This is a genomic window from Fontimonas thermophila, assembly GCF_900113085.1.
GTDB lineage: Bacteria > Pseudomonadota > Gammaproteobacteria > Nevskiales > Nevskiaceae > Solimonas > Solimonas thermophila.
On sequence record NZ_FOOC01000003.1, the window covers coordinates 21,060 to 38,188 of the forward strand.

General features: G+C 67.0%; 11 protein-coding genes. 5 read left to right on the top strand and 6 right to left on the bottom strand.

Annotated features, from left to right (window positions below; all coding sequences use genetic code 11):
* Positions 1-19: 19 nt before the first annotated feature.
* The gene (locus BMZ48_RS03465; protein WP_091531973.1) at positions 20-1,276 is read right to left on the bottom strand and encodes a D-amino acid dehydrogenase; all 1,257 of its coding nucleotides are present in this window, start codon (positions 1,274-1,276) and stop codon (positions 20-22) included.
* Positions 1,277-1,352: 76 nt separating this feature from the next.
* Here BMZ48_RS03465 and BMZ48_RS03470 point away from each other — a divergent pair, with 76 nt between their 5' ends.
* Positions 1,353-2,657 carry an adenylate/guanylate cyclase domain-containing protein gene (locus BMZ48_RS03470; protein ID WP_159431060.1) on the top strand — a complete coding sequence of 435 codons (1,305 nt, stop codon included), beginning with the start codon at positions 1,353-1,355 and terminating at the stop codon, positions 2,655-2,657.
* A gap of 17 nt (positions 2,658-2,674) precedes the next feature.
* Here the strand turns inward: BMZ48_RS03470 and BMZ48_RS03475 are convergent, their stop codons facing one another.
* Positions 2,675-3,478, bottom strand: a complete 804-nt coding sequence (locus BMZ48_RS03475) for an ion transporter (RefSeq protein WP_143383613.1) — start codon at positions 3,476-3,478, stop codon at positions 2,675-2,677.
* A 145-nt stretch (positions 3,479-3,623) separates the two neighbouring features.
* On the opposite strand from BMZ48_RS03475, the gene BMZ48_RS03480 reads away from it, so the two are divergent.
* The 4 genes from BMZ48_RS03480 (at position 3,624) to BMZ48_RS12845 (ending at position 7,612) form a co-directional block, all read left to right on the top strand.
* A complete protein-coding gene (locus BMZ48_RS03480; protein WP_159431061.1) occupies positions 3,624-4,961 on the top strand; it encodes a DUF5131 family protein in 1,338 nt (445 codons plus the stop codon).
* A 131-nt stretch (positions 4,962-5,092) separates the two neighbouring features.
* Positions 5,093-6,487, top strand: coding sequence for a cytochrome ubiquinol oxidase subunit I (locus BMZ48_RS03485; RefSeq protein WP_091531978.1), 1,395 nt, complete (start codon positions 5,093-5,095; stop codon positions 6,485-6,487).
* Complete coding sequence (gene cydB, locus BMZ48_RS03490) at positions 6,478-7,503, top strand: cytochrome d ubiquinol oxidase subunit II (RefSeq protein WP_091531980.1); 1,026 nt, start codon at positions 6,478-6,480, stop codon at positions 7,501-7,503. Before BMZ48_RS03485 ends, cydB begins: the two co-directional genes overlap by 10 nt.
* Entirely contained in the window at positions 7,466-7,612 is a 147-nt protein-coding gene (locus tag BMZ48_RS12845; protein ID WP_200769503.1) for a DUF2474 family protein, read from the top strand. Before cydB ends, BMZ48_RS12845 begins: the two co-directional genes overlap by 38 nt.
* A 25-nt stretch (positions 7,613-7,637) precedes the next feature.
* Here the strand turns inward: BMZ48_RS12845 and BMZ48_RS03495 are convergent, their stop codons facing one another.
* The 4 genes from BMZ48_RS03495 to BMZ48_RS03510 all read right to left on the bottom strand — a co-directional run bounded on the left by BMZ48_RS03495 (position 7,638) and on the right by BMZ48_RS03510 (position 17,122).
* Positions 7,638-11,447 (bottom strand): LVIVD repeat-containing protein, encoded by a 3,810-nt coding sequence (locus tag BMZ48_RS03495; RefSeq protein WP_436198140.1) that lies wholly within the window; start codon positions 11,445-11,447, stop codon positions 7,638-7,640.
* 79 nt (positions 11,448-11,526) lie between these two features.
* Positions 11,527-13,365, bottom strand: coding sequence for a hypothetical protein (locus tag BMZ48_RS03500; protein WP_143383615.1), 1,839 nt, complete (start codon positions 13,363-13,365; stop codon positions 11,527-11,529).
* Entirely contained in the window at positions 13,362-15,395 is a 2,034-nt protein-coding gene (locus tag BMZ48_RS03505) for a heme-binding protein (protein ID WP_091531984.1), read from the bottom strand. The genes BMZ48_RS03500 and BMZ48_RS03505 overlap by 4 nt, the downstream gene beginning before the upstream one ends.
* Positions 15,392-17,122 carry a cytochrome c3 family protein gene (locus tag BMZ48_RS03510; protein WP_091531986.1) on the bottom strand — a complete coding sequence of 577 codons (1,731 nt, stop codon included), beginning with the start codon at positions 17,120-17,122 and terminating at the stop codon, positions 15,392-15,394. Before BMZ48_RS03510 ends, BMZ48_RS03505 begins: the two co-directional genes overlap by 4 nt.
* Positions 17,123-17,129 lie beyond the last annotated feature (7 nt).

Consider the following 17,129-nt stretch of genomic DNA (forward strand, 5'->3'; position numbering starts at 1 on the left):
ACCGGGCGGATGGCCGCAGTCACACCCGGTCGAACGGAAAATCGGGTTCCGGTTTGCGTCCGTCGATGATGTCGGCGAGAGCGCGTGCCGAGCCGCAGGCATGCGTCCAGCCCAGCGTCCCGTGCCCGGTGTTGAGGTAGAGATTCCGATAGCGGCTGCGGCCGATGTACGGCAGATTCGACGGCGTGGCCGGGCGCAGGCCGCACCAGTACTGCGCTTGCGTGTGCTCACCGGCCTCCGGGAACAAGGTTGCGACGCGGCGCAGCAGCGCCGCGCAGCGCTGGGGGTCGAGGCGGCGGTCATAGCCGCACAGATCGGCCATGCCGGCGATGCGCAGCCGCTCGCCCAGGCGCGAGAACACCAGCTTGTGTTCGTCATCGGTCAGCGCCAGGTGCCAGGCGGCATCGGCGTTCTTGACCGGCATCGTGATCGAATAACCCTTGGCCGGCTGGATCGCCAGATGCAATCCCAGTGGCCGCGCCAGCAGCGCACTGTCGCTGCCCAGCGCGAGCACATAGGCATCCGCGCGCAGCGCCGTGTACGCGCCATGCGCGTCGATGGCCTCGACATGGTCGATGCGTCCGGCCTGCGCGCGCAGCGCGGTGATGTGGTGATGCATGCGGAACTCGACGCCGGATGCGCGACACAGCCGCGCGAGTGCCTGCGTGAAGGCATGGGCGTCGCCAGATTCGTCGGCCGGCGTGTAGGTGGCGCCGGCCAGCAGCGGGCGTGCGGCGCGCAGTGCCGGCTCCAGGGCAACGGCTTCGTCGGCGGAGAGCAGGCGCCGTTCGCAGCCCAGCTCGGACATCAAGCGCGCCGGTGCCTGTGCCCGTTCGAATTCGCGCGCACTGGTATAGATGTGCAGGATGCCGCGCGTGCGCTGGGCGTAGTCGATGCCGGTTTCGGCACGCAACGCCTGCAGCGCGGCGCGGCTGTACAGCCCGAGCGCGACGAGGTGGCGGATATTGGCGGCGGTGCGCGCCGGGGTGCATTCACGCAGGAACTGCACGCCCCACAGCCAGCGCCAGATATCCATTCCGGGATGGAATCTCAGCGGCGATTCGGAGCGCGTGAGCCAGCGCAGCAGCCGGCGCAGGGTCTGCGGATTGGCCCAGGGTTCGGCATGGCTGACGGAAATCTGGCCGCCGTTGGCGTAACTCGTCTCCGCGGCGACGTCGGCCCGGCGGTCCACGACCGTGACCAGATGGCCCCGCCGGCTCAGGTAGAAAGCCGTCGTCACGCCGATGACGCCGGCACCCAGAACGAGCACGCGCATGCCTTCGAATCTTCCTGCTGTGTTGCGGTAACGGGGTCGCGAGTGTACGCCGGATGCGGCTGCTAGGATGTCCGCCATGACCACGGCCGACGCATCGGTGGATGCGCTCAATCACAGTTATCTGCTCGTCGGACTCGTCACCGCGGGCGCCGGATGCTTGTTTCTGTGGAGCGATCCGCGCAGCCAGACGAGCCGCGCGCAGGCGCTGTGTCTGGTGCTGATCGGTCTGCGTCTGGTCGTCGTGCCATTCGAGGTTGCGCTGCGCCCGCTGGGCGCCGCGCTTGCCGGCAGCCTGCTGGAAGCGCTGGCGATCCTCGCCGGGATCGAATGGGCGCGCCGCGTCGGCATGACCGCGGCCGGCCGCCTGCGCGGCGCCGTGCACGTGCTCTTCCGGACGGCACAGGGCCTGGTCGTCGTCTACGGCGTGATGCAACTGGGTTATTTCACCCTCGCGCCCCAGGCGGCGCTGCGTGACGCCGACCGTCTGATCGCGGTCAGCGGCCTCGAGTGGGCGCTATTGGCCCCGGTGCTGGGCACCGCGGTGCTGCTCAGCGGCCTTGCGATTCTGCTCCTGCTGTTCGTCCGCACCGATCCGGCGGAATCGATCCGGCTGCGTGCGCTGATGTTCGCGGCCCCGTTTCTGCTCGCCGGACTCGTCATCGGCCGGCAATGGGTGCCGACGGTGCTGGTCATCGGTCTGATGATCTTCATGGCCGGTACGGTGCGCTATCTCATCGTGCAGGCACGCCGCGCACAGTCGATGAGCCAGTTTCTGCCACCGGAAGTCGCGCGCCTGGTGAAGCTGCGTGGCCTTGCCCACGTGCTGCGGCAGGACAAGCGCGAGATCAGCGTCGTGGTCTGCGATCTGCGCGGGTTCACCGCCTATGCCCGCCGGTGCGAATCGGCAGCCGTCGTCGGGCTGCTGGAGCGCTATTACGCCGCCGTCGGCGCCGTCGCCCAGCGCTATGGTGGCACGGTCAAGGATCATGCCGGCGATGGGGTGCTCATCCTCGTCGGCGCGCCGGTGCCATACCAGGATCACGCCCTGCGCGCTGCGCGCCTGGCACTGGCGCTGGTGGCGCGCGTGCAGGCCCTGCTGGGCGATATCGATGCGGCGCTGGGCATCGGCGCCGGGGTCGCCGCAGGCGAGGTGACCGTCGGGGCGATCCAGGGCAGCGGGCGGCTGGAGTATGTCGCCGTCGGCACGCCGGTGAATCTCGCCGCACGGTTGTGCCAGCGTGCCGCCGCCGGCGAGGTGCTGGCCGATGAAGCCGTCTGCCGCGCGGTGGCCGGTGTCCTCAGCGTTGCTCCGCGCACGGGCGAGCCGCTCAAGGGCTTCGATGCACCAGTGCCCGTCGGTGCCCTCGCTCTTCCGGGCTAAAGACTGCGCGCGGATCGTCACAGGCCGTGGATCGTGCCGTCCGGGGCGGCGGCGTTGCGCTGTCGTGCCTGCTCGGCTGCGGCCGTATGTTCGAGGACGGCTGCGCGCAGCTGCATCAGGTTTTCGCGCAGGACGTCGGCAACCAGTTCGTCGGTGCGCGGATCCTGGAGGATTTGCTCGAAGACGCGCAGTCCGGCATCGATGACGGCGCGCACCACGTCGTCGTAGAACGGCAGTCGCGCCAAGCGGCCGACCTGCGCGTCGTGCTTGAGTTTTTCCAGAATCATTGCGCGCAGCTCGGTCTGGTTCTCGGCAAGGGCGCGCGAGATGTTCCGGGTGTATGTGCCCTTGGACAGCACCGTGGCGACTTCGTCGAGGACGGCGACGGTGACCGCGCCGCTGATCGATTGCACGAGGGTGTCGCGAAAGCGGTTGACGAGCCGGTAGGTGAAATCCTCGCCGAACGCACGGTCGGCCGCCATGCCGAACCGTGACAACAGCACGACGATGCGGATGATGCGGAACAGGCGAAAGCCGCGGATCGCCGGATGCGATACCGGGATCATGCCCAGGATTTCGTACCAGTTGCGGATGACGAAGTCGCGGCGCCAGCCTGCGGCGCGCCAGCGCCACAGGAATTCCACGGCGAAGATCGCGCAGATCACGGTGTCGGCGAGGAGGATGTCCGCCCGCTCGGCCTCCGTGACCGGCCCCCAGGTTTCGTAGGCGAGCAGGCCGATCGAAATCAGCGCGAGGGTGAGCATGATCCAGTCGAGCGTGCTGACGCGGGCGAGTCGCGCGATCAACGTCCGGATGTCCATCGGCACAGGATACGCGAAGCTGGAACAGAGTCGAATTTACTAGCAGGTTACTCACCCAGATGGGGGGAAGCTTGCGCAGAGGATGCGTGCAACACTGCACGGCGAGGACATCCGATGGATTCGACCAGGCTGTTGGGGGGTGGAAATGAAGTTGTCTGACCAGGGCCTGCCGCCCGGGTACAACTTCATCTTGCCGGCGGTGGACGAGGGGGCCGTCCGCGCCGATCTGTCCGGCACCGTGTCTCTGGTCGGGGGAGAGTTGTTGTGGAATGTCACGGTCGGCTGCTCGGGGGGGTCGCCGGCCTGCGCGGACTGCGTTGCCAAGCCCTATTGGGAGCGCTGGTCCCGTTCCAACGGCTACTATGTCGATGCGGATTCCTGGGGCAATGTCATCGCGTACGACTACGCGGTGCGTGTCGAGCCAGCCCGCTGGCCGCAGCAGCCTCAGCGGATTCTCGTCGCCCCGGCCGGAGACCTTTTTAACGACAAGGTCCCCGACGCGTTCATCGACCGGGTGCTGCTCGTCATGCAGCAGCATCCGCAGCACACGTTCTATCTCCTCACCAAGCGGGCACAGCGCATGAAAGCCTACCTGGCGGCGCGCGCCCGCGGTGTCATCGCCGCGGAAAACCGCAGCGATACGGCATTGCGTGGCCTGAAATGGCCGCTTTCGAACGTGTGCATCGGCATCTCCTGCGAAAACCAGCTCACTTACATGAGTCGCGTGCGCCATCTGGTGGAAACGCCGGCGTTGCGCCGCTTCGTCGTCGTCGAGCCGATGCTCGGCCCGGTGCGTCTGGATCAGGTTCCGCTCGAGACGCGTGACATCCTCTGGCCGCTGAAAGGCATCGTCCAGGCCTACCGGGGCCAGGATGCCCAAGGTCGCTTGCATTGGGAGCCACTGGATCAGCCGCTGCTGGAGGTACCGGCGATCGACTGGGTGGTCGTCGGGGGGTACCGCGGTGCCGCCGTGCGGCCGATGCATCCCCACTGGGTGCGCACGATCCTGCGATCCTGCCAGCGCGAGAACGTGCCGTTCTTCTTCAAGGGGTGGGGTGACTATGCGCCGACCGCGGTGCTGGATCTGAGCGGAGACGAGACGCTGGTGATCGTCTCGCACGACGGCACTTTGCGCGGTCGCGGTGTGGGTTCGAGCACGAATTTTCTCGCCGTGCAGACCGAGCCGGTTCCCGATGTGCACATGACGCGCAGATCCGATGGCCAGATGCGGGATCTGCTCGACGGCCGACGGTATCGTCAGATGATCCGCGACGTTGCCGGCAAGCGCGTACGGCTGGTGGATTGCTCGGATCTGGCGCGCATGCTGCATCGGTTGTCGAACCCGCAGGCCACCGTGTCCGGCCCCGTCACGGCGACGCCGGCCGTTGCCAATGACAGCGCGATGGATGCATCGGCATCCGCCGAACGGCAGCGTCCCATCGCCGACTGGCTCAGGCACACCATCGGCAAGCCGCTGCGCTGAAAGCCAGCGCGGGTCTGCATCGCCACGATGGCCGGCGCAGCGGTCCATGCAAGCGCGGCCATGATGTGGTTCAATACGCGCGCCGGAGGAGAGCATAAGGAGAACGTTCACCGTACCCGAGGCTCGCGCGCATGGATGTCGTGCTGCTGTCACGAATCCAGTTCGGATTCACCGTCGGTTTCCATATCCTGTTCCCGACGCTGACCATTGGTCTGGCCTGGTTCCTGGTTTTCTTCGAGGCGCGCTGGCGGTGCACGCAACGCCAGGCTTATCTGGATCTATACCGGTTCTGGGTCAAGATTTTCGCGCTGACCTTCGGCATGGGCGTGGTGTCGGGGCTGGTTTTGTCCTACCAGTTCGGTACCAATTTCTCCCGATTTTCCGAATTCGCCGGGCCCGTTCTCGGGCCGCTGCTCTCGGTCGAGGTGCTGACCGCCTTCTTCGTCGAGGCGGGTTTTCTCGGCGTGATGCTGTTCGGTTGGGACAAGGTGGGGCCGCGACTGCATTTCCTGGCGACGCTGCTGGTCGCGATCGGCACCACCAACTCGGCGTTCTGGATTCTGTCGGCGAACAGTTTCATGCACACGCCACAGGGCGCGGCCGTCGTCGATGGCGTGCTGGTGCCGCAGGATTGGTGGGCGATCGTCTTCAACCCTTCCTTCCCGTACCGGTTGGCGCACATGCTGCTGGCATCGGCGATCACCACGGCGTTGGTGATCGCCGGTGGCTCGGCCTGGTGTTTGGCGCGCGGTCTGTATCGTGAGGCGAGCCGGGCAGCGCTCAGGAGCGCGATCGCGGTACTCGCGGTGGCGGCGCCGGCGCAGATCGTCGTCGGTGATCTGCACGGTCTGAACGTCCGTGCGCATCAGCCGATGAAGGTCGCGGCGATGGAGGCGCTGTGGGAAACCACGCGCGGCGCGCCGCTGGTCGCGTTTGCCTGGCCCGACCAGGACGCACAGACCAATCGCTACGCGATCGAGATCCCCAAGCTCGCGAGCCTGATTCTCACGCACGATGCGGATGGCGAGGTGCGCGGCCTCAACGAAGTGCCGCGCGCGGATCAGCCGCCGGTGCTGCCGGTGTTCTTCGGGTTCCGGTTGATGGTTGGGCTGGGCGTGGTCTTCGTCGTGCTCGCGCTCTGGGGGGTGTGGAGCGCCTGGCGCGGACGGCTCGATGCGGATACGCGCCTGCAGCGGGCGTTCATGGCCGCAACCCCGCTGGGTTTCGTCGCCACCGTCGCCGGCTGGATCGTCGCCGAAACCGGCCGCCAGCCCTGGTTGATTCACGGCATGATCCGCACGGCGGACGGCATCTCGCCGATCCCGGCCACGAACGTCGCTTTTTCGCTGACCTTGTTCGTCTTGGTCTACGGCTTTTTGTTCGCCGTCTATCTTTATTTCGTGCTCGCCCTGGTGCGCAAGGGTCCGGTGTTGCCGCAGACACATCTGGAGGCGATCCGCGGCGCGCGGCCGGGCGAACTGCTGATCGACGCATCCGACGCCCAAGGAGCACGCCGATGGACCTGACCTTGATCCTCGCCGGCGTCATCGTCTTCGGTGTCGGCGCTTACGTGATTCTCGATGGGTTCGATCTGGGGGTCGGCATCCTGTTTCCGTTCATCCCCGATGATGCGATGCGCGACACCGCGATCAACAGCATCGCGCCGGTCTGGGACGGCAACGAAACCTGGCTGATTCTCGGCGGCGCGGTGCTGTTCGCGGCGTTCCCGGTGGCCTACGCAGTGGCGCTGTCGGCGTTCTACATCCCGGTCATGCTGCTGCTGTTCGCGCTGATTTTCCGCGGCGTGGCTTTCGAATTCCGCTTCAAGTCCAGGCGCAGCAAGCACTGGTGGTCGCGCGCTTTTGCCGGTGGCTCGACGCTCGCGGCCTTTGCGCAAGGCCTGCTGCTGGGTGGTGTGCTCGAGGGCGTTGTGGCCGTGCCAGGTCCGCCCGGGTCGGGGATCGCGTTCGAATTCGCCGGCGGTCGTTTCGACTGGCTCACCCCGTTTTCGGTGATCACCGGTCTTGGCGTCGTCGGTGGCTATGCCTTGCTTGGTGCGACCTGGCTCAACATGAAGACCGAGGGCGGCCTGCGTGACTGGTCGCGTCAGGCGGCGCGGCGCGCGCTGTTCGTGTCGCTGTTCGCGCTCGCCACTGTCAGCGTTTATACGCCGCTGAAGTTCGATGACATCGCCCAGCGCTGGTTCGCCGACATGCACTGGCTGAGTCTGTCGCCAGTGCCGCTGGCCACCGCGGTCGTTGCGTTTTCGCTCTACCGCGAACTCAAGGCCGGTTCGCACTACCCGCCGTTTTTCTACGCGATCGCGCTGTTTTTGCTTGGCTACATCGGCATCGGTATCAGTCTGTGGCCGCATATCCTGCCGCCGGCGCTCACCGTCTGGAACAGCGCCGCGCCGCCGCAGAGTCAGGCCTTCGTGCTGGTCGCACTCGCGGTGACCCTGCCGATGGTGCTGATCTATACCGTCTATGCCTACTGGGTGTTCCGTGGAAAAGTCCAGCCTGGAGCCGGCTACACGCACTGAGCGGGCGCGCCGCTGGCAGCAACTGGCCTGGTTCGTCGGTCTGTGGGCCTTGAGCGTCGGTCTGTTTGGCGCGGTGAGCCATGTGCTGCGCACGCTGCTGATGCCATGAGGCGGGCGGGCAAGGTCCGCCGTCTTTAGTCGGTGACGAACCAGGGTGTTTTGTCCGGCCGGAGGAACAGGCGCTCCATCTCCGCCCGGTTGAACGGCCGCGAGCCGATGCGGCCGAAGACGGCGATCTGGCCGCCGGTTTCATCCACCGCGCGGTCGCGGTCCAAACCCTTGCTCAGCGCCAGCGCCGGATCGCCGGTATCGGCCCAGGCGATCCATTGCGGTTTGGGATCGGGCGAAAAGCCATAGAACTTGGGCTGCGACTCGGGCGAGGTGAGCTGGAAGACGTGCAGGCCGGTGTCGTCGGCGACGTAGGCGAACAGCGAGGCATTGGTCGAGCCGACGATCACGTCATGCGCATACCGCAGGCGGCCGTCGCCGGTGGTGCGCAGATACTCGGTCGGCTTTTCCGGATTCTGGACGTCGACGATCACCAGGCCGTCCGCACCGGCGGCGACGTAAGCAAAAGTGCGGGCGACGTACACGCGCTGCGCATCGGCGATCGGCAGCACGGTCACCGGTCGCGGCCGGCTCATGTCGGTGATGTCGAGCGTCTCCAGGCCACGCGCGCTGGTGGCGAACAGATAGCGGAACTGCACGGCGAGGCTGCGCACGTCTGGCACCGGTGTGACCGCGGTCACCACCGGTTGCAGGGGATCGGCGAGGTCGAGCGCGACGATGCCGGCTCTGGCAGCGACATATACCCGACTGCCGGCGATGGCGAGATGGCGTGCACCATCGAGGACGCCGCCGGGATTGAAGGTGAGCGCGCGTGTGAGCTGGTTGTCACGCGGTTCGCCGTTTTGCAGCGTATCGACAGAGGTGAGGATCAGGCCTTCTTCGGCATCGGTGATCAGCGCGTAGTGATAAATCGGCAGGAAAGGCTGCTCCTGATTGACTTCGCGCATGAACGGAGTATTGGCCTTCCACGGCGCGATCGGATTGTTGGTCGGCAGCGCGACGCAGGTCGCGTTCCGGCTCGCGATATGGGTGTCGTGGCCGAGCGATGAAAACGGCGCGGTGATCAGTCTCTGGCTGATGCCCTTGTTGCCGATGCTGGCGACATCGAACACCTGCATGCCGCTTTTGCCCTGGGCGGCGTAGAGATATTCGCCGCGCAGTTGCAGGCAGGTGGTCGCAGACCCCGCGCGGTTTTTGTGCACGTGTTCGAGCCTGCGTCCGCGTGCCTCGTGCCGCCGATACCAGTCGGGATAGACATAGCGGTGCAGATAGGAGCCGATCACCGCCTGCGGCTCGTCCCATTCGGTCACCTGTACGGCGGCGACGCCGTTTGCTGTGCCGGTGTAGGCGTGGTGGCCGACGAAATTGACGAAATTGGTGCCCAGGCCGAGCAGCGAGGCCATCCAGGCATTGTTGTCATTGGCCGCCGAGAGGTGACAGTCCGTACAGGTCTTGGTCTCGGTCTTGCGTTCGGTGTGCGGGTAGTGCGGCGCGAAGGCCTGGCTGGAATGGCCGCTCGCCGCGACCGGGGGTTGCTGGACGTAGATTTTCTCGCGGTTGGCGTTGGTGGAGGAGAGAATCAGCGCCGAGCTGCTGCGGATCGGCGCGATGCGATGGCCCTTGACCTCGCCATGGCGGCCGAGCATGTAGAAATCGTCGCGGACGACCTGCGGGTTATAGGTCGCATAGTTGCGGGTCTCGCCGCCTTCGAAGTGCTGGCGCTCGGTTTTCCAGTTGGCCTGGATCGGCAGATGGCAGCCGAAGCAGGATGTCGTCCACGAGCTGTGGCAGGTGATGCACATCATCTCGTCATCGCGGTGGGCGCGGTCCTGCGGCTTGACGTCGAGGCCGAATTTGAAATGCTCGGTGTCGCGGGCCATCAGTTTGGCGCGCGCCGCCTTGGGGTTGTAATGCGGGCTTTTGGGATCGACCGATTCCTTGACCAGCGAGACTTCCCACTCCAGCCCGGGTGTCAGGCCGGAGCGTTGGAACAGCCTGCCGTTGATCCACTCAAAGCGCAGTCGGCCGTCCTGCACGCGCAGCTTGGACAGATCGGTTCCGCCGGGGGGCGCGGCCGGCCCGGAGGTGCGCAGGGTGGGCAGCCGGTCGGCCGTGCCGTGACAGTCCTGGCATTCGATTTCCACTGCCTGGGCGACCTCGCCGACGATATGCCCATTGCCATGTGCATCCTGGGCAAAGTGGCAGTCCACGCAGTGCATGCCTTTTTCGACGTGGATCGAATAGAGCTGCTGGGCCTTGCTGAACCTGTGCGGATCGTCGTCCGCCACCGGGTTGCCGGCGGCATCGAGCAGATTGCCCTTCCTGTCGCGCTTGTACACGGCGCGGAAGTTCCAGCCGTGGCCGTGATAGTCGGCGAACTGGGTGTGCTGCATCTGGTCGTTCATGTCCCAGACGCGGCGCAGGAAATCCAGATCGCCCCAGTTGCCGCGGATCGCGGCTTCCTCCGGGTTGCGGCGGTTGATTTCGCGGATCTCGCTGTCGGTGGGATATTTCTGCCGCTCCGGGAACATGCGCGGCGCATCCGGCTCGTAGTCCCACATCGTGTAGCCGAGCATGGAGTTCAAAAAGACGTTGGGCTGGTGCATGTGGCAGACCATGCACTGCGCGGTGGGGATGGCGCGCGTGAATTCATGCCGCAGCGGGTGGCCCTCTTCATCGCGGGGGATGGTGGGATCGGCGCTGATGCTGGTGCCGCCATGACCGTATCGCGCATACGGGCCGGAGTGGCGCACCTCACGGTCATTGGCATAGACCACGTGGCAGGCGCTGCAGCCGGAACTGCGGTAGTCGCCGGGCTGTTCGTTGGTGCCGAGAAACCAGAGCAGAGGGTCGTTGAGGCGGGTCTTGGTGATGTTGATCAGGGGTACTGCGATGCGCTGGCCAGTGCCGGGCCCGCGGTTGGACTGGCGGAAATCGGGACGGCCCGGTTCTTCCAGGCGCTGGAGCAGTCCCAGGGCATTGGGCAGGCCGGTTTCCGGAAACAGGGAGTTGATGTTGCGGCCGCCGCGCTCGAACACGCGGAAAACGTCGGCGGGTGGCGTGACTTCCCAGGCCGGCAGCGGGTAGAGCACGTCGAGGACGCCTTTGCGTCTCATGTTCTCGTCCGGTGCCACTGGCGCGCGCACGGCGCTTTGGATGTAGGTGAGGTTTTCGTCCGGCGCAGGGCCATCGTAGAGGGATTCGAGCCAGTCGAACCATCGTGACCGGATCGGCAAGGTCGGTGTTTTCTCAAGCCCGCGCGGGTGGTGGACCGGGGCGTAGTTCTCGCCGGTGATGTAGCGCTTGAATGGCAGGATGCCGTTGTTGTACGCCGCACCGCCCCAGAGCATGGCGCCGGTGCTCATCAGGCTGCGACGGCTGGCTTCGATGATCGGCTGGTGGCAGGCCCCGCAGGCGTAGTCGGCGACGCGATAGTCGCCGGGGTTGACGAAGCGGATGAAGGCCGGTGATTCGCGGTTGAGCAGGGTGTAGCTCAGTTTCGGATTGGCGCTGGAGAGGCCTTGCGCTGCGCCGGTGGCCGCCGATCGGCGCATCCAGGACTGCGGCCAGCGCGGCTGGATGTGCGCCTGCTCCATCGCCTCGATGTAGCTACGCTCGACGCGGCTGGCGCCAGCGGGCGCGTGCACCGTCGCATCCCCACCGTGACAATCGGTGCAGCCGAGTACCACGCCCGGGTTCTGGTGCATGGTCGGGCGGTCGGTTGCGGTGTGGCAGCTCATGCAGCCGCCCGATTTGGCCTGCATCTGCGCAAGACTCTGGGTTCGCGGTGCAGGCGGGGCCATTGCATCGTCGTATGTGGTTGACCGGGCGCTGCCGCTTGCCTGCACGGATCCTGCCGCGGCGAGCATCAGCATGACGATGGCCAGTCCGCGACCGCCGCGACGGCTGCGGCGCTGGAGGACAGGGCGGGGGGCAGAGGACGGACGCATGGGCTCAGTATGTGAGCGTGAGGTTGGCGAGGACCGAATACGCGCTCTGATCCGGGAACAGTGCCCGAAAACCCGCGCCGGGCAGTAACTCGGCGTACGACAGGCGCAGCACAACGTTCTGGTTCATCAGCGGTCGCCAGATCAGTGATGCGGAGAGATCCCAGCCGATGGCGCGGTCGATATCGCCCTGGTTGCGCGCCACTTCCAGCACGGTGGTGTCGCCGAACCAGAGGTGATTGGCATTGGTGGACAGGCGCAGTGTCGGCAGCAGGTCCAGATCGGTGCCGAGCCCGAGCAGTACGACGCCCGGATTGGCGAAGTTGCTCTGCCCGTGCTGGACCGAGCTGCGCAAGGCATTGAGTACGCCGTTGCGGTTCGACAGCGCAACCACGCCGCCTCCGATCAGCGGCACCGACTGGCGGATCCAGTAGCTGGTGTCGGCACCGGCGATCAGCGGGTTTTCGACGATGGCATCAAAGCCATTGGCGCTGTCGTCGTAGGGATTGCGGTCGGCACTGCCCCACAGGGCAGAGGCGCGGATCCGCGTCCAGTTGAAATCCCAGGAGGCCTCGGCGGCGGCAAAACCGGCGCGGATGCGGCGCGGGGCGTCGCTGAACACGCCGCGCGATTCGCGTCCAAGCGCGAGGTAGGCGGATACGGTGAGATTGGTGCGGCCGAAGTGACCGTCGCCGTTGTAGCCGAGATAGGTTACCCGGTAGCGGCGCGGTTTCTCGGTGCCCAGAGAGGCGGGACGTTCGATGAAGCCATTGGTGTTGTAGAACGGTTTTTCGTCCTCGCGGTTGTCATTGAGCGCCAGCAGCAGCTGGCTGGTGAAGCCGAGCACCGGGAAATCCTGCCGGTAGAGGTTGGCGGCCAGCACGTCGTCTTGCCGCAACGCGCGGTCCAGGGCGTTGAGTCCGGAGTTGGTGTCTTTTTCCAGACGCCGCGCCCACAGCAGGTTGTATTGCCAGCGGTTGTTGTCGCGGGTGCCGAACAGGCGCACGGCCAGCGGCAGGTCCTGGAACAGAAAGCCGCGGAAATCGAGCGCAATCGGCTGGATGCCGACGCGCACGGAATCGAAGTCGTAGCGGACGCTGACATCGCGCAGGTGGACGTCGGCGAACAGCTCTTGTACGCCGGTGAAGGTTTCGCGGCGCAGGCGCGAGTCGCGCCGCGGATCGATGCGCAGCGCACCGGCCTCATCGACGCGCACCTGGTTGAAGTTGAAAGCCGGCGTGAAGCGCAGCTCGTAATCGGGCGGCCTGAACACGGTATTGCCTTTGAGATAGGCCAGGCCCAGGGTCAGGGTCTGCGCCAGGACCTGTTGATCGGGGCCGCCGAAAATGTCGAGCGAACCGGGGCGCGAGGTCGCCTGGTTGCCGACCGGGGTCGGCACCTGCCGTGGTTCCCAGACGGTGTCGGCGATCAGCGTCAGCACGAAGAACTCGTCGCTGCCACGGACGGGTTTGTCGCCCTTGAGCGTGTTCTGGTTGTAGGGGTCGAACAGGTTCTCCCGCATCAGACCAAGGCCGTCGAGGATGCGCCAACGGTCGGGCACCGGCGCATCCCGCGTGGCGGTCCAGGCTTGCACCGGCCTGACCGGCGCCAGGCCGCTTTGGCGATTGAGGTCGAGCGGCTCGTCACCCTGCGTGTCCTGGCGCAGCGCAGGTTTATCGCCGGGGCGGCGGACCTCACCGAGGCGGGTGCTGTATTGCAGGTGCAGGGGGCGGGATTTTCCACCCGGTGCGGGGGGATCGGCCGCCGCTGGGCGTGCCGGCGGTGGTGCGGTGGCGACCGCCGCACAAAAGACCAGCAAGACCGGCGCCCGCCGCCATCGCCTCATTTGCCGTCGCATACGTTCTGCTCGTCGGTATCGAGGAACGGTGCCTGGGGGCATTGCACATAGCGCAAATGGACGGGCTCACCGACGTCATCGCGGCGGACGATGGTATCGGCGCGCATCGCCGGCGGTGCCGTGGCGAGGCCGCTGCCCAGACGCAGGGCGGCATGATAGGTGCCGAGGAAAGCGATCATGTCGTCCTGGTCGATGCCGTCGCCGGAGACGCCGATGCCGCCGACCAGCTGGTTGCCCCGGTACAGCGGAATGCCTCCGGCGAAAATCTGCAGGCCGTTGGCGAGCCGCGACGGGCCGCTGCCGGACGGCGAGGGTAGGGCGGTACAGCCGCCGGCGGCGACATCCGGGCCGACGCCGAGCACGAACAGCAGATGGGTGACGATGGCGGTGTAGTCGAGGTCGAGCTGAAGGCCGACGTTGAACGGACTCCACTGCGCGATCGGTTTGGCGATCGGCCCGTTCGGGCTGCCGCGGATGCCGTCGGGGAAGTACGGGCGTGCGAAATTGCCGATGCTGCGGCTGGCGAAGCCATAGGCACCGTCGAGGATGTCCGGCAGACCGAAGAACTGCCGGGTTGCCGGCGCGTAATCGGCGATCGATTGTGTGGCGCCGTTGCCGAGGTAGGTGATGTCCGGGGCGGACTGCAGGTCGCTGGCCGCCGATGGATGGCTGAAGAACATCGCGCTGCGCGCTTTCTGCAGCGCGACGTCGATGCCGAACACCGGCGCATCGCGACTGCGGACGATACCCAGCACACTGCCGTAGGTATCGACCACCGCGATGCTGACCCGCGCCGGTGTGGATAGCGGCCGCCGGATCTGGGCGCGCGCGCGGTTGGCGATGCCCAGCGCCTCCTCGAGCAGGGTTTGCACTTCAACGGCGGTGAGCGCGGCGCTGCCGGTGGCGGCGGCATCGGTGGCCGCGCGGGCGGGGAAGCGGTTCTGATTGGCGGCATCGACCAGCACGAAGCCATCGAGCGCGGCCAGCGGTCCGGTCGCAGGCCGGATGCCGGAAGCCGGCTGGCCAAAGGCGAGCCCGGCGACGAGGCCATCATCGCCGGTGTAGCCGGGGACGGCGAGCCGGCGTCCGGACACGCCGTCGAGGCTGGCGAAAGCCGGCGCATCGGCGGCGCGGGTCAAAAGGTCCGAAGGACGCGCGTCGGAATAGCGCAAGGTTTTGCCGGCGACGGTGATGCGGTCCGCACGGCGGTCTTGCGGTGCATCGAAGCCGATGGTCCCGGCGAGCGCGATCAGCTCGTCGAGATCCTGGTCGGTGTCGCGCAAGTCGAGATCCAGGCCATAGACGCCGTCGGCGAGCACGCCGATGCCGCCGACGGGCACCCCGTTCTTGTAGAGCGGGAAACCGCCGGGATCGGCCGACAGGCCCAGCGGACTGCGGTGCGGGCCCGGCGAGGGCCGGCTACCGGTGAAACGCGCCGCCAGATCCGAGCACGGCAGCTGCGAGAACTGCACGCCGAACAGCGGGCCGCCGGGCTGGTCGAACTCGCCCGGATTGAAGAATTCCTGCACGATCTGGCTCGCCGTGCGCGTGGTGAAGGCATTGCCTTCGGAGCTCAAGTACGCGCCGGTGATGGCTTTGGCGATGGCCATGAGTGCGGCCACGCCATCGACCCCTGCCTGCACGTCCGGATAGCCGAGGCTGGTCAGCAGGCTGCGGAATTCGATGCCATCGAGGCCGCCGACGACGGCGCGGCCGGAATCGACCCTCAAGGCTCCCGGGTTGGCCCCGTGCATCGCGAACACCCCGAGCACGTTGCCGACCCGGTCGACGACGGCGATCGTCGCCTTGGCATTGCGCGCCTGCGCCTCGGCCACGGCCTGGGCGATGACTTTCTGCACGTCGGCGACGGTGAGATGCTGCGGGGTATCGGTGCCGCACTGGCCGGTGCAAGGCGTGGTTGGGATGGCGCCGCCGCCGCAGGCGCAAAGCATCATCGCCGCAGCCAGGATTGCCGACAGGGGAGCGACCACGAGGCGTCTGAGGCTCTCCGGCTTCATGGCATCCCCCGAGCAGTTGACTGCGCGGCAGGCGGCAGCGTGCGCGAGTCGACCCTCTCCCAATCGACCGCGTGATAGTCGTGGCAGGACTGGCAGGTCGAGGGCGTTTCCTTGAGCGCGCCGGTGTCGCCGTGGCAATCGCGGCAGCGCTGGATGTCCGGCAGCACCACGTCCTGCGCATGCTGCGAGGTTTCGACGGCATGACAGCTCGTGCACGGCACCGTGCGGTGCTGGTCGTGCGGGAACACGGTGCGGGTGTAGGCCGGCCGGTTCGGCGCCACTGCGGCAATGGTCCAGGGGTGCTCGGCGCTGCCGTCGCCGGTAACGGTGTGGCAGTAAAAGCAGGTGCGGCGCTCGAAGACATCGCGCAGTGCGATGGCCGCCCGTGCATCCGCCCAGGCGAGCGCGGCCCGGGCCTGGGCCGGCGGCAGGGTTTCGCCCGGCCGGCGGACCTGTCGCACCACGGCCGGTGCGTCCGGCCAGGGTGCGCCCCCGGCGAGCGCGACCCGCGCGTAATAGTCACGCACGACCTGAACCACTTCCGCCGGTTTGCCATGCGGCAGCTCGCGGTCTGGCGCCGCCGGATCGAAATCCAGCCGGTGGCATGCGGCGCAGTGGGTGGCCATCGCAATCGGCTGGAAGGAAGTGCCGTCCGCGGTCGGCGTGTGACAGTCGGCGCAGACCAGAACCCGCTTGCCGCCCGGGGCGTCGATGCCCTGGGGGTCGAGGTGTACGTCGTGCGGGTATTTGAGCCCGGTGTCCTCGTGCAGCGCCTCGGGCGTCCCCTGCCGGGCTTCGATCCAGTGAAAGCCTGTTCCCGTGGGATTGCGACGGCTCAGCTGCAGGCGGAACGGCGGGTGATGCCGCGACCAGTCCGGGACGGCCTCGAGAGTGCCGTGCGCGGTCTGCTGGGGATCGCGGTGGCAGTCGGTGCAGATGCGGTTTGCGGCGGGGATCAGGGCTGGTCCGTTGTGCTCGCGATGGCAGTCGGTGCAGCGCCAGCCGGCAAACGGCGGTGCTGCAAGGCGGGCGTGATCGGAGGCATGCTCCTTGAGCGCGGTGTGGCAGCCGCGGCAGGTGTCGTCGCGCACCGCTTCGAAGGGCTTGCGGTGGCAGGCCGCGCAGTCGGTGGTGAGGGCGTGGTGGGCGGCCGACAGCGGGCCGCTGTTCCAGATCAGGTCGGCTGCCGGCTTATCCGGCGGGATGCGGTCGCGGCTCACCGTCTGTGTGCGCTCTATGGCGTGCAGATGGGTCACGGCCGGCACGATCAGGCCGCCAATGAGAATCAGCCCGAACAGTACCCAGGCCATGCTGCGGCGCGACCAGGCGACCTGCGAAAGCCGCGTGCGCAGCTGCACTTTGCGGACGGCGGTTTCATCGTGTTCCGCGTAGCGCTCGGTGAGCGTCAGGCTCAGGTCCTCTCCGGGGGTTGGCTTGCCGACGGTGAGCCGGAAGCGCCCGAAGTCGAGCACATCCCCTGGCGACAGCTCGGCGCTGAGCTGCGGGCTGCCGTTGACGTACACGCCCAGGCGGGTCTTGGCTTCGAGCCGCACACCGGACGGACGACTGGTCGAGGGCGACAGCTCGGCATGGGCGAGGGCGACCCGCAGATCGGCGAGGACCAGGGTCTGGTCGGTGCCGCGGCCGATGCGGATCACCGGTGCATCGAGCACGCGCTCGGTCGCCGGCGCACCGGATCGGGGGCTGGTTTTCAAGCGCACGCGCATGGCCGCT